Origin of the sequence: Nocardia noduli (assembly GCF_019038455.1) — a bacterium.
GTDB lineage: Bacteria > Actinomycetota > Actinomycetes > Mycobacteriales > Mycobacteriaceae > Nocardia > Nocardia noduli.
In genome coordinates this window covers 184860-197546 of the sequence record NZ_JAFMPL010000001.1, presented here as the reverse complement: position 1 = coordinate 197546, position 12687 = coordinate 184860, and the positions used below count along the sequence as shown (strand labels likewise).

At 66.1% G+C, this 12687-nt stretch carries 13 protein-coding genes; 6 read left to right on the top strand and 7 right to left on the bottom strand.

Translation table 11 applies throughout. The features are described from left to right. Positions 1 to 24: 24 nt before the first annotated feature. Both JZ792_RS01005 and JZ792_RS01000 read left to right on the top strand, forming a co-directional pair. Complete coding sequence (locus JZ792_RS01005; RefSeq protein WP_216905719.1) at positions 25 to 1002, top strand: saccharopine dehydrogenase NADP-binding domain-containing protein; 978 nt, start codon at positions 25 to 27, stop codon at positions 1000 to 1002. Continuing rightward, positions 999 to 1748 carry an MBL fold metallo-hydrolase gene (locus JZ792_RS01000; RefSeq protein ID WP_216905717.1) on the top strand — a complete coding sequence of 250 codons (750 nt, stop codon included), beginning with the start codon at positions 999 to 1001 and terminating at the stop codon, positions 1746 to 1748. Before JZ792_RS01005 ends, JZ792_RS01000 begins: the two co-directional genes overlap by 4 nt. 126 nt (positions 1749 to 1874) lie before the next feature. Here JZ792_RS01000 and JZ792_RS00995 read toward each other — a convergent pair whose 3' ends face one another. Beyond that, a complete protein-coding gene (locus JZ792_RS00995; RefSeq protein ID WP_216905715.1) occupies positions 1875 to 2480 on the bottom strand; it encodes a TetR/AcrR family transcriptional regulator in 606 nt (201 codons plus the stop codon). A gap of 103 nt (positions 2481 to 2583) precedes the next feature. Here JZ792_RS00995 and JZ792_RS00990 point away from each other — a divergent pair, with 103 nt between their 5' ends. Together JZ792_RS00990 and JZ792_RS00985 are read left to right on the top strand one after the other, a co-directional pair. Beyond that, positions 2584 to 3543 carry an SDR family NAD(P)-dependent oxidoreductase gene (locus tag JZ792_RS00990; RefSeq protein WP_216905713.1) on the top strand — a complete coding sequence of 320 codons (960 nt, stop codon included), beginning with the start codon at positions 2584 to 2586 and terminating at the stop codon, positions 3541 to 3543. Positions 3544 to 3898: 355 nt separating this feature from the next. Then, a complete protein-coding gene (locus JZ792_RS00985; RefSeq protein ID WP_216905711.1) occupies positions 3899 to 4159 on the top strand; it encodes a hypothetical protein in 261 nt (86 codons plus the stop codon). Between the two features lie 153 nt (positions 4160 to 4312). Here the strand turns inward: JZ792_RS00985 and JZ792_RS00980 are convergent, their stop codons facing one another. Next, complete coding sequence (locus JZ792_RS00980) at positions 4313 to 5902, bottom strand: MFS transporter (protein ID WP_216905709.1); 1590 nt, start codon at positions 5900 to 5902, stop codon at positions 4313 to 4315. Between the two features lie 93 nt (positions 5903 to 5995). On the opposite strand from JZ792_RS00980, the gene JZ792_RS00975 reads away from it, so the two are divergent. Then, positions 5996 to 6457 carry an Lrp/AsnC family transcriptional regulator gene (locus JZ792_RS00975; RefSeq protein ID WP_216905707.1) on the top strand — a complete coding sequence of 154 codons (462 nt, stop codon included), beginning with the start codon at positions 5996 to 5998 and terminating at the stop codon, positions 6455 to 6457. Between the two features lie 170 nt (positions 6458 to 6627). Here JZ792_RS00975 and JZ792_RS00970 read toward each other — a convergent pair whose 3' ends face one another. The 3 genes from JZ792_RS00970 to JZ792_RS00960 form a co-directional block, all read right to left on the bottom strand. Beyond that, entirely contained in the window at positions 6628 to 7566 is a 939-nt protein-coding gene (locus JZ792_RS00970; RefSeq protein ID WP_216905705.1) for a hypothetical protein, read from the bottom strand. Positions 7567 to 7616: 50 nt separating this feature from the next. Beyond that, positions 7617 to 8420, bottom strand: coding sequence for a HEAT repeat domain-containing protein (locus tag JZ792_RS41710; protein ID WP_216905703.1), 804 nt, complete (start codon positions 8418 to 8420; stop codon positions 7617 to 7619). Positions 8421 to 8570: 150 nt separating this feature from the next. Beyond that, on the bottom strand, positions 8571 to 10094 hold the full coding sequence (locus JZ792_RS00960; protein ID WP_216905701.1) for a carboxylesterase/lipase family protein: 1524 nt from the start codon (positions 10092 to 10094) through the stop codon (positions 8571 to 8573). Positions 10095 to 10381: 287 nt separating this feature from the next. Here JZ792_RS00960 and JZ792_RS00955 point away from each other — a divergent pair, with 287 nt between their 5' ends. Further along, complete coding sequence (locus JZ792_RS00955; RefSeq protein WP_308165094.1) at positions 10382 to 11245, top strand: YihY/virulence factor BrkB family protein; 864 nt, start codon at positions 10382 to 10384, stop codon at positions 11243 to 11245. A gap of 47 nt (positions 11246 to 11292) precedes the next feature. Here JZ792_RS00955 and JZ792_RS00950 read toward each other — a convergent pair whose 3' ends face one another. Continuing rightward, positions 11293 to 11673, bottom strand: coding sequence for an inorganic diphosphatase (locus tag JZ792_RS00950; protein ID WP_216905697.1), 381 nt, complete (start codon positions 11671 to 11673; stop codon positions 11293 to 11295). A 155-nt stretch (positions 11674 to 11828) separates the two neighbouring features. Further along, a complete protein-coding gene (locus JZ792_RS00945; RefSeq protein ID WP_216905695.1) occupies positions 11829 to 12575 on the bottom strand; it encodes a TetR/AcrR family transcriptional regulator in 747 nt (248 codons plus the stop codon). Positions 12576 to 12687: the final 112 nt, after the last annotated feature.

Genomic DNA, 12687 nt, shown 5'->3' with positions numbered 1-12687 from the left:
GACACGAAAGCGAGCACGACCCTTATGAACACCACCGATCGCAGGGTTCTCGTCATCGGCGCCACCGGCGTCAGCGGCACACTGATCAGCCGCAACCTCGCCGCGGCGGGCATACCACTCACCCTGGCCGCCCGCCGCATCACACCGCTGCAAGACCTGGCCCACACCTTGGCCGCCACCGCCGTCACCGATTTCGACCTCACCGACCCCGACCGCGCGGTGCTATCGGCCGCGGCGGTGGTGAACGCTGCCGGCCCTTTCACCGGAACCACCTCCGCACTGGTGCGCGCCTGTCTACGATCCGGTGTCCCCTACATCGATATCGCCAACGAATTCACCGCCGTCCACGAACTACTCGAACTCGACGACGACGCCCGGGCCGCCGGCGTCCCCCTGGTGACCGGCGCGGGATTCGGTCCGGCCATCTCCGAATCCCTTCTCCGGCAACTACTGCCCACCCTCACCACCACCCCTCGCGCGGTACGCGTGGTGTGCGCGCCCGCAGCCGAAACCCTGAGTCCCGCGGTACAGGCCACCGTCACCCAGGCCATCGCACACGGCGCCACCCGATACGTCGACGGCACCCTGAGTTCCTCACCATTCGGCTCCGGACAGATCCACATCACCTTCGGCGGCCATGACTGGACCGTGCTGCCCGCACCGACCGCCGACCTCGACGTCGCCCACCGCCTCACCGCCGCGCCCGAGGTGACCGCCTACTTCGCCGCCCCCGGCAACCGCCCCGCCGCTCCGACACCCACCTCCTATGTTCACATCGAAATCGACACCGCGACAGAAACATTCACCCGAACGGTCGCCCTCGGTCGCGGCGCCGAAGCGACCGCGGCGATCGCGGCGACACTGACCCTCAGGCTGCTCGACAGCGATCTCGCGACAATCGCGGGGGCATGGACACCGGGCGCGCTGTTCGGCCCTGAACTCGCCGCCGACGCCGCCGATATCCGCCACCTGACCACCGGAACGGCAGGGCTGCCGCGATGACCCCACTGCCCTCCCACATACACCGACTCGGCGACGACCACGTCAACTTCTGGCTCGTCACCACCCCCGACGGACTCACCCTCATCGACACCGGGCTACCCGGCCACTGGCCCGCGTTCACCGCCGCCCTGAAATCACTGCGATACAGCCCCACCGACATCACCGCGATCCTGATCACCCACGCCCACCCCGACCACCTGGGACTCGCCACCCGCATCCACCAACTGAGCGGCGCCAGCACCTGGATCCACCGCGCCGACACCGACCTGGCCGCCCACCCACGCGCACTGCGACGCCACGCCCGCCCCGAACGCCCACTACTGCCCTACCTCCTACGCCACCCCACCTCAGCCCGAACCCCACTACACCTGCTGCGCCTCGGCATGGCAACCGTGCCACCCGTCACCGCGACACACACCTTCCACGACGGGCAGCACATCGACGTGCCCGGACAACCGATCGCCTTGCACACACCCGGCCACACCCCCGGAAGCAGCAGCTTCCTCCTGCCCGAACACGGCATCATCTTCACCGGCGACACCCTCGTCACCCACGACGCCGTCGGCCACCACCACGGCCCCACAGCCATCTGCCGCGCCTTCACCCACGACAGCCACACCGCGACCACCTCACTGCAACGACTCGCCACCATCGACGCCGACCTCGTCCTACCCGGCCACGGACAACCCTGGACCGAAAACATCGCCACCGCCGCACACCAAGCCCTCCGACACGGCATCACCTGAAACGGCACCTTTGCACCGCCGCGCGGCCGCAGCGCGTCGCCGGGCCCTCCAAAGACGACAGAACAACTGAACTCAGCAGTACCGCAGCACTTTCCGCGACCTGTTCCTATGCCGCCTGCGATGCCCTCAGCTCGGCTGGGCACTCCCCGCAAAGCCACCCTCAGGTCGGTTCGGCCGCACGCCGTCGATGAGCAAATCCAGTAGGCGTGGCGCGAGACCCTCCTGCCGAACACTCTCGGTGATCAGGGCGATCCCGCCCAAACTCATGAGCAGGTCATAGGCGTCCACGCCGGAGCGGATCGTGATGTCGGCGCGTCCGGCATCGAGCAGGGTCGCGAGCGCGTCTCGTAGTAGTCCGCGGGTGCGCATACGGTCGTCGTCGGCGGCCAGAACGACCCGTAGGGCGTCCGCCATCCCGTGTTTGGCGGCCATGAAATCCAAGAACTGCCCCATCCAGGCACGCAAAGCCCGCACTGCCGAAAGCTCGGCGGCCAACACTTCCGCCGACCCGCACAACCGAGCGATCTCGTTGCCGTACACCGCCTCTACCAGCGCTTCGCGGGTCGGAAACCGCCGGTAGAGGGTCCCGATACCGACACCCGCCTCCTCGGCTATCGCCTTGAGCGAAGCCCCCGTCCCCTCTCGGGCAAACGCCGCCGCGGCGACCTCGAGCAGTCGCTGATGATTCTGGCGCGCGTCCGCTCGCAGTGGCCGTCCCGAACGATCGGTCATCACGTCTCCCCATGCACAGCGGTTGTAAGCGGAGCCATCTCCGCTTACAGTGGACGAGTAAACGGAGTCAGCTCCGGTTACTGTACGTGTCGAAAGGTTCGCAATGAACAGCACTCTCGTCACCACCCCGTTCGGGGCCCGATCCACCGCAGCCGAGGTCATCGAAGGCATCGACCTGACCGGGCGACGCGCCATCGTCACCGGCGGCGCGTCCGGCATCGGCGTCGAAACCGCCCGCGCGCTGGCAAGCGCGGGCGCCGACGTGACCCTGGCGGCCCGAGACCCGAAAGCCGGCGCACGCGTCGCCGCCGACATCGCCGAAGACACCGTCAACCCGAACATCCGATACGCCCACATCGACCTCGCCGACCCCGCGTCGGTCACCGACTTCGTCACCGCGTGGAACGGCCCACTCCATATCCTCGTCGCCAACGCGGGCATCATGGCACCACCGGAAACCCGCACACCCCGGGGCTGGGAACTCCAGTTCGCCACCAACCACCTCGGCCACTTCGCCCTGGTCACCGGACTGCACGACGCATTGGCGGCGGCCGGGAACGCCCGCGTCGTCGTGGTCAGCTCCGTCGGACATCTCAACAGCGACATCGACTTCGACGACATCCACTTCACCCACCGCCTCTACGATCCGTGGACGGCCTACGGCCAATCCAAGACCGCGAACATCCTGTTCACCGTCGAAGCCGCACGGCGCTGGGCCACCGACGCGATCACCGTCAACGCCCTCAACCCCGGACGGATCACCGCAACCAACCTCGCCCGTCACATCGGCGACATCGCCTCTGCCCCGGCGTCGTTCGACCCCACCAGCACCGACGTATCCTGGAAAACCGTCGAACAAGGCGCCGCGACCTCGGTCCTGCTCGCCGCGTCCCCACTCGTCCGGGCCGTCACCGGAACCTACTTCGAAGACTGCAACCAAGCCGTCCCGCATCAGCCCGGCATCCGACGAGGCGTTGCCGCCTACGCGCTCGACCCTCGGCACGCATCCCGGCTCTGGCATGCCTCGCGTGACATGATCACCGCCGCGGAACACGTCGAGTAGCAGAAGCCGAGGAAGCGGGGCTTATCGACGAAGCACACAGCCCGCCAACCGATTCCATCCAACATCGGCCCGACGGGGACAGCCCGGATTCAGAGCCACGCAAGACCCCGGAGCCGTCGACATCAGCGAATTCACTGACGTACATGTTCACGAACGAAATATTGTTCTCGATCGAATTCGACACGGTGAGCACGCTCGGATTCGCGGCGTGGCCGACCACACCGGCGAGTCGACCGAACCCGGGCCCTCCACGAATGGCGCACGACGAACTCGGATTTGTCGGCGTGTAACCCAGCGCGCGGTTCGCGAAGCGTGACTAGTGTGGGGTATGGCGATCAGGGACGTCACAGTCACCGTGACGATCGACGAAAACGACTGGCGGCTTCTGCAAGATGCCGCGGACTGTGCGGGAATGACCGTGCAGGCCTACATCGGTTGGAACACAAAACTTTTGGCTCAGCAGTCGGGGCCCGCTGTGGCCGAGGTTCGACACCAGAGATCACCTTCACGTTCTCGACGCATTCCCGTGGTGGTCGACGAAACCGAGGAACAGGCGTGGGAATCCTCGTTCACCGAACGCCTGTCCCACCGCGCCGACCTCTACCGGGAACCCTGAACCTCACTGGAATACGCGGTGGTACACGCCGCGCGATCGGTGATCACCCGACCCAGCGAGTGTCGCGATAGCGTGAATTCCGGTTGCCTCCGCGTCCGGACGGCGACCAACGCGAACATGGCGCCGGGGACGGGTCCCTCGCAGATCAGCGGGCTAATCTATTCGGGACTGCTCGCGAACGGATTGTCGACGTAGCAAGTTCAGCCGTGGTCGCCGCCGCCCAGCCGAGAACGACTCCGCGAAGGCAGCCCAGCTCGCGACCGCGAGTGCTGCGACCGCGATAGCACCGTAGAGCGTGGCCAGGCCGAAACCCTGGGTGACGGCGCTCGTCATCCAACTGTGGCTCGGTTCACCGACGGGAAGTTCTCCGGCGGTATCCATCAGCGGTGCCGGGTCCTCGTTGTTCGCCACCTGCGTAGCGAGATCCCGGAGTCGATCCTCGGACAGGCCGGGCAGGTTTGCGCGCAGGCCGGCGGTGATGCCGGTCATGAGCACCGATCCCATGATCGCGATGTTGATCGCCAAGAAGGTCAGTCGTGCGGTCATGTCGATTCCCGAGGCCGTTCCGGCACGTGACTCGGGAACCGAGGCGGTGGTGGTGTTGGTGACCGGCGTATTGGTCAGTCCCAGCCCGGCTCCCGCGACCAGCGCCCCGGGCAGGATGGTCATCCAACTCGGTTGGCTCACCGCACTTCCCAGGTAGAGCAGGAAAAGCCCCGCGCCGATGACGGCCGAGCCGATCGGAATCATCGTGCGCGCTCCGAAGCGGAGTGCGAGTCGCTCGGCCGAGGGCGGGAGCACGAAGGTGGGCAAGGTGTAGGCCAGGAGCACGGCGGATGCGGTAGCGACGTCGTAGCCGAGTCCGCGTTCGAGGTAGATGGGGAGATAGACGATCAGCGGCCAGAAACTGAAGTTCATGCCCACCGCGCCCAGTAGTGCGCCACGAAACGGTCGGATGCCGAACAACGTCAACGGAACCATCGGCCGGTCGACGTGCAGCTCGATGAGGATGAATGCGATGAATCCTGCTGCGGCACAGCACAGCACCGCAATTCCGAGCGGGCTGGCGAACCCTACGGTCGGCCCCTGGGTGATGTAGAAGACGAGGGCGAACAGCGCGACGCTCAGTGTCACCATGCCGGGGATGTCGAGGTAGCCCCGGGCGGCCTCACGGGATTCCCGAACCCCGAAGGCGATCAGCACGAGAGTGAGCGCGGCGAGCAGGACATGCACGAGAAATACCCATCGCCACCCCGCCACAGCGACCAGCCCGGCACCGATGATCGGACCGAAGCCGAGTCCGAAGCCGAGACCGATCCCCCATATCCCGAAGGCCCGAGCACGTGGGCGTCCTTCGCGGAATTGCTGCGACAGAATAGCCAGGCCGCAGATCATCATCGCCCCGCCGGCCACACCCTGTAGCGACCGTCCACCGATGAGAACCGGAACCTGCGGCGCCAATCCGCACAGCGCCGACGCTATCCCGAAAACGGTGACAGCAGTGAGGAATACGCGGCGACGACCATAGCGATCAGCCAATACACCCGCCGCGACCAGGACGACGACGCCTGCGATCGTGTACGCGTTCATGATCCACTGCAGATCGGTGAACTCTGCGTTCAGAAGGTCGCCGACCAGCGGCAGGACTACAGGAACGCTGGATATCTCCAGCCCGAACATCAAGGCGGACAGAAAACTCGCGGCAAGCGCGAGTTCAGCGCGACGCGCGGGGGCGTTGTTCATGACACTATCGTCGCGCCGGGAACCCGCTTCATGAACCACTGATCAACGGAGAATATCGCCATTTGCCGTTGGAACACCGGTACCATCGGATCGGTGTCATCGAATCAACGGCCATCTCTCGATTCCACCGACAATGCGATTCTGCAACAGCTTCAGCAGGACGGGCGCATCAGCATCGCCGACCTCGGGCGCGCGGTCGCGATGTCGCCGTCCTCGACCGCCGAGCGTGTGCGGCGGCTGACCGAATTCGGTGTCCTGCAAGGTTATACAGCGATCATCGACCCCGCCGCCCTCGGCTACCCCCTCACCGCGTTCATCCGCCTACGCCTCACCGTCGGCACGGGAAAGGGTTTCCACGAGTTTCTCGACAACACCGCTCAGATCCTCGAAGCGCATCACCTGACCGGAGACGACTGCTTCCTGCTCGAGGTCGTCGCCCAGTCGATGACCGACCTCGAATCATTGGCCGACCGGCTGGTCACTTTCGGCCATGTCACCACGAATCTGGTGTTCAGCAGCCCCAAGACCAAGCGAGGCCTACCACCCAGCGTCTGAATCTCACACCCGTTCCCGTCTGCCGAACGAGAGACAGGCCCAGGACCTGACATCGGATCAGCGAGGAGCGCTGTCGCCGAAGTCCCCCTCCCGATCCGTACCCGAACCGCGTCGCGCGGTACCACGAAATGCCTGCGGGGATTTCACGTCGAGCGAAGGCGTTGTCGAGGTCAGATCAGCTCCGGCGGAAGTGTCAACGACGGGACGAGTGTCGCCAGGTCGACGAGCTCGATGTGGGCGCCGTGAACGCGAGTGAACTCCGCGATGGTGAAATCGGTGGCGGGCCCGAAGCGTTCCGCGAATCGTGCCCTGGCATGAGGGGACGATCGGGCGAGCGCCCACTCGATTGTCGATGTGGATGTCGTGAGAAACCTGCCGGGCAGCGCACCGACGACGAACAGCTGAGCGCGCCGACCGCTTTCATCGAGTGCCAGGTGGACTAGATCGGCGACGACACCTCGTTTGCGCATGGTGTCGGCGCCTTTCCATTGTGCGACTTTGAATTCGGCTATTCGACGGTCGGTTTCCAGATCGAACGGACGCGAGGGATCATTTCCCGCTCCCAGGGACGGACGGCGGACGACGATCTCTCCCGGTTCCAGAATGGCCGGTAGCACACGGGCGATAACCGTCGCATGGATGACGTCGCTGAGGCGCCCGACATGTGCGCGCACGGCCAGTGCGGCATCGAGCAGGTCGTCGCTGAATCCGTACTCGGTGACCACCTCACGACTCGTTTCCGATCCAGCACGGTCGAGCGCGGACTCCGCGGCGGCGAGGTGGGCTGTCAGGTCGCGGTCGGTGAGAAACCGCAACAACGTCGCGAACGACTCTGCCAGTTCAGCACTGCCACTGGACCTGTCGGCGTCTTCGGCGTGAACATCCGCAGTCCGCTGCGGCGTATAGCTACTGGTCCGCAGCCCCAACCTGCGCAGCTCCCTGAGGGCTCGATGCGATGTGTACGCCGATCGTGGCAATCCGGTGATCAGTTGGTACACCTGCTTCGGCGGATAGCGTTTGTCCGCAACAACCATCCAGTGCTCGCGAATCGGCTCGGGATCAACCCGGCCTATCTCTTCGAGGACCGAAGTCTCGATCGTCTCTTCCATCCCAGTGACATTTCACCACCACGGGCAACTACAGCAACGGCAGCCGCGTATCAGGATTCGCGCGCTGCGATCGCGGCTTGGATTCGCCGTAGCGTGCGCAGGCCCTTCTTCGCGGCCACGCTCACCATGCCGTCGAAGACCGTCGAGCCCCGGTCGTTGGCCATCAGCCGTTCCAGTGTCGGCACCGCACGATCGTCGCCGGTCGATCCGAGTGCGACAGCCGCCCAGTATCGCTGGTCGGGGTCGTCGCTCTCGGCGGCCGCGCACAACCTGGGGATCACGTCGGGGGCGAATTGGGACAGCGCGCTGGCGATATAGCCGATGCGGAAGTACTTGCGGTTCTCGAATTCGTCCCATAGTGCGGCCAGGGCCGCATCGCCGCCGATCATGCCGAGGGCCTCGGCGGTGCGTTCGCGCATTCCCGCGATCGAGTCGTGCAGCAGGGGTGTGAGTGCGGGGACGACCGATTCGTCGCCGAGGGTGCCCAGCGCGATCACCGCTTGGTCGCGGGCCATCTGTTGTGAGTGGTCCAGCATCGCGACCAAGCCGGGAACCGCCTCGCGGAAGCCGAGCGCCGCGCAGCCCATCGCCGCCCACGCCTGGCAGTTGTACCGAGTGTCGCCGAGGGATGCGAGCAGGGGCGCCTTCAGTGTGTCGTCGCCGAAGACCTCGGCCCGGTTCAACGCGCGACTATAGAGCGACCGGTGGTAGTCGGGATAATCGCGCACGAGCGCGCGCAGCGCTTCCTCGGCGGATGTGTCCCCGTCACCAGCCCGCACGAGTAGCAGCCGCAGATTTTCCTCGCGGGTCTCGAGATCACCGTCTTTCAGGCGACGCGCATCAGCTGGGTTCACCGCACAACGGTACCTGGCGACGATCGCGTCCCCTGGCCACGCTCGGGGCGTCGGCGCAGCTCGAACGCGCACGTCGTATTCGGCCTCCGTACGAGAGTGGTCGAACACCGAGGCAGAGCCACATCGTCGATCTAGCCCGCGGGCGAGATTTCACCGCGCGTGCAGCGGCAGCGCCGGGAAGGCGAAATCCCGCCACAGCAGCCGCGAGGTCTCCTCCGGGTAGGCGGTGACCGTCGACGGCGTGTCGAAGATCTGGGTGAGGCGCTGATCGGCGTCGTACGCGGGCCAGCCCGGGTCGCCGTGCGCGGCGAATGCCGTCCACGACCCGCGTATGCGCGCCGAGAGTTCCGCAGCCTCCGGCGGGGGCGGATCACCGATCAGCATGGCGGTCCGCCCACTGTCCAGGTTGCCGAAGACCAGCGGCACATCCAGACCGTGGCAGGCACCCAGAGCGCCGTCCATGCCGGGGGCGGTCCAGGTCAGCTCGTAGAGGTGGACCCGGCCGCTGCCCGCGATCCGGGCGTCGGCGAGCGCGACGCTGGGCATGCGGAACAGCCAGTCGGCGTTGACCAGTTCGTAGAGTTCCTCGTCGTCGGCGTCCGGGAACGCCTCGCGATACCGCCGCGCACCATCCGGGCCCGCGGTGAGAACGTGCAGCGCGGTCTCTGTTTGTTCGGGGGTGACCTGGCCGAGCACACCGTCGATCAGGCTGAACAGCCGGTGCTCGTGGCGCGTGTGTCCGACGAGAAGCTCGACGTCGCGGGCGGCGCCGTCGGCCAGCCCCTGCCAGGGGGTCGTGGGCAGCACGTCACCGTCGATGACCGGTGCGTACGGAATCGGCCGGAGGGTGATCTGCCCCCAGCGCTCCCGCCACCGGTCCATCTTGGCGAAAACCTCGTCGCCCGCGGCGGGCAGCAGGTCCGGTGGCACCTCCGACAGCCCCGACACCGTGGGAGCCACGCCGAGTTCGGTGGCGAAGGCCGCGGTGAGGTCGGTGGCCAGCTCGGGAGAGAAGAACGTCCCCGGCACACTTTGCGCGATCGCGCGACGGAAGAGCCCGGTGGCGCGCGGCATGACGAGCAGCGCGGCGACCGATCCGGCCCCTGCGGACTGTCCGAAGACCGTCACCCGGTCGGGGTCGCCGCCGAACACCCGAATGTTGTCGCGCACCCACTCCAGGGCCGCGACCTGGTCGAGCAGTCCACGGTTGGCCGGGGCACCATCGATCTGGGCGAACCCCTCGATACCGAGACGGTAGTTGAGGGTCACGACCACGGTTCCGGTCGCGGCCAGGTGTCCGGCGTCGTAATCCGGCAGGCCGGAGTTGCCGATGGCGTAACCGCCGCCGGGAATCCACACCATCACCGGAAGTCCGGAGGCCGAATCCGGTTCCGGCGTCCAGACATTGACCGTCAGCCAGTCGTCTCCGGCCGTGCTGTCGGCCACCGCGAGTACCGCGGACTGCGGAGGCGGCGGGCCGTAGGCGACGGCGGGTCGCACCCCCTCCCAGCCTCGAACCGGCCGGGGCGCGGCGAAACGCAGGTCGCCTACCGGCGGCTCGGCGAACGGGATGCCGCGGAAGACCGCCAGTCCCGCCTCCCGGCGACCGCGCAACACACCGGCCGCCGTGCGGACCTGCGGCTCGGACTCGGACGGCGTGCCGGCTGCGGCCATTTCACGTTCCTCTCGATGACTGTTCGGCCGAGCATCCCCGCACGCGAGATCGGGCGCAAACCATTTAAGGACCCTTCCCCTCTCGTCCCCGTGTCTGCGGGCGGGTCGCTGCCGACACGCCGAGCCGCGAGAGCAACCTCCCTTTTCAGCCGTTTCGCCTGGTATTCGCCGGGTATCTGCCGGTGTGAGCGGGAGGTTGGTCGATGTCGGATATCACGGCAGATCCGGTTGTTCGGCACCGGCGAATCAGAGGTCCTTGGGCACTGCACCGCCCTATCTGGTGGGGAGTGTTGCGCCGCACCGTCTCCGAGCTCTGGGGCGACAATCTCACCGATTGGGCCGCGGCGTTGACCTACTACAGCGTCATCTCACTGTTTCCCGGGACCATCGTGCTGTCGGCGCTGCTGGGTTTGGCGGGACCCGAGGCGACCCAGTCCTTGATCGACACCATCACCCAGGTCGGCGACGGCGACAATTCGGTGATCGTGCAGGTCCTCGAAGAACTTCAGCGTTCACGCTCGCTGGCCGGTCCGATCGCGATCATCGGCATCGCGACCGCACTGTGGACGGCCTCGGGCTACATCGGGGCGTTCGTGCGCGCGGTCAATTCGATCTACGACACCGAGGAAGGCCGCCCGCTCTGGAAAACCGTTCCCTTGCAGATCGTTCTGACCGCCGTCATCGTGCTGTTGGTCGCGATATGCACGGTCGGGGTCGTGGTCAGCGGCCAGATCGCGGAAACCGTCGGGCAATGGATGGGTTTCGGATCGGTCGGTGTGACGGTCTGGGGAATCGTGAAGTGGCCGGTGATGGCAATCCTGGTCAATCTGGCCTTCGCCCTGCTGTATTGGGCCGCACCGAACGCTCGCCAGCTCGGGTTCCACTGGCTCACACCGGGTAGCTCGCTCGCCGTCCTGCTGTGGATCGCCGCATCGTCCGGATTTGCTTTCTATGCAACACATTTCGGCACATACAACAAGGTCTACGGATCTCTCGCCGGGGCGGTCGTGTTCCTGGTCTGGTTGTGGCTCACCAACATCGCCATCCTGCTCGGCGCCCAATTCGACGCCGAACTCGCGCGAGGGCGGCGGATTCAGCAAGGTGGTTCCGCCGACGAGAAACCCATCTTGCCCCAACGCGACGAACCGTAGTGAGCGGGCATTCCGATCCGTAACGATTACCGGCGCGGGCCGACCGGTCAGGACCGGACGATGACGTAGTGCCCGGGTTCCTCTTGGAACTCGACCGCGATGGCGATCGCCGAGTCATCGAGGTGGAGGCCGTCGGACGGGACGACGATCAGCTTGTCGTCATCGTCGTGTAGACGGTGGACGATCGCGACGCATGTTCCGGTTGCGGAGGTCATGGGCTCGGTGGGGCCGAGAAAGTAGGCATCGAGTTCCTCGCCGTCGGGCGCGAGCGTGCCGGGAACGAATCCGTAGTTCACGGTGTAGAGGAATCCGCAGGTGGGGTGACGACTTCCGTAAGGCCGGTCGATGGTGAGATCGACTGTGCGACCGAGGAATTGACGTGCCATAGTCAGTGATGCGGATTCGGCGGGCGGGCGCGGGTCGGTCACCGTTCGAGGCTATCCGCCGGAGGTTCCGCTGCGGCCTGATCGTTCGATCGGGCAGGCGTATCGGTCCCGAGCACGGCGCAGAGGGCGTCGCGCGACGGTGTGCGGGGATCACCGCCCATTTCGTTGGTGAGCGGCACCCAGGGAAAGGGGGTCCTCTACTGGACGTCGACCTGACGCTCGAGCCGGTCCAACAGCGCCTCGAGGGCGTCTTCGAATTCAGCGGCACTGTGGTCCTGCGACAACAACGTTTGCAGCCGATGCAGGTTCGGATAGTCCGACAACTCCCGTACAGGAGAGGCCACCGATTCCGTCGCAACGGTCTCTTGCGAGGTTCGGGCCGCGACCTCGAGCAGAAGTTGCCCCAGCAGGAATGTCGTGTAGGAGCGATAGGCCGCGACGGCGGCCTCGTCGTCGAACCCGTAGGAGAGCATCGTTTCCAGGAAAGTCTCCATCCACCGCAGACTTCGCAACGGGGGCCGCACCCACGGTGCTTCCGGGGGGCGAGTCGCCGCCAGCGGAAACAACTCGGGGTGGTCCAGCGCGATCTGACGCACGCCGTGCGCCAAGCGCACCAGGAAGTCCTGCCAGCCGTCCTCTTGACGTCGGGCCGCGAGTTGATCGGCGTGTAGATCGTCGACCAGGAGGTCGACCATGCCGCTGAGCAGATCCTCGCGGCTGTGCACGTATCGATACAGGGCCATCGCTTCGACGCCGCACGCCGAGCCGAGTCTGCGCATGGTCAGTTTGCGCAGGCCTTCCTGATCCACGAGGTCGATCGCCAATTCCAAGATCAGACGGCGGCTCAACGGCGCACGCGATTCGTGGCGCTCACCCGACCGTGGTTCGCGAGAGCCCGGCCGCGTCGCCGGATCCTCGACACGACCGTCGTGATGATCGTCCACCAGGACATCTCCTCACTGCGCGCGTTGAAGCAAGACCACGGTCAGAGTATTTCAACGATCACAGGTGACCCAACTGGCAACGCCGTAGGAAACGGGGCAAGCATCGTTCATC

Bases quoted from the DNA above. Each gene is read 5' to 3' on its own strand.
- JZ792_RS01000 (WP_216905717.1), top strand. From the start codon at position 999: ATGACCCCACTGCCCTCCCACATACACCGACTCGGCGACGACCACGTC.
- JZ792_RS00960 (WP_216905701.1), bottom strand. From the start codon at position 10,094: ATGGCCGCAGCCGGCACGCCGTCCGAGTCCGAGCCGCAGGTCCGCACG.
- JZ792_RS00990 (WP_216905713.1), top strand. From the start codon at position 2,584: ATGAACAGCACTCTCGTCACCACCCCGTTCGGGGCCCGATCCACCGCA.
- JZ792_RS01005 (WP_216905719.1), top strand. From the start codon at position 25: ATGAACACCACCGATCGCAGGGTTCTCGTCATCGGCGCCACCGGCGTC.
- JZ792_RS00970 (WP_216905705.1), bottom strand. From the start codon at position 7,566: ATGGAAGAGACGATCGAGACTTCGGTCCTCGAAGAGATAGGCCGGGTT.
- JZ792_RS00980 (WP_216905709.1), bottom strand. From the start codon at position 5,902: ATGAACAACGCCCCCGCGCGTCGCGCTGAACTCGCGCTTGCCGCGAGT.
- JZ792_RS00995 (WP_216905715.1), bottom strand. From the start codon at position 2,480: ATGACCGATCGTTCGGGACGGCCACTGCGAGCGGACGCGCGCCAGAAT.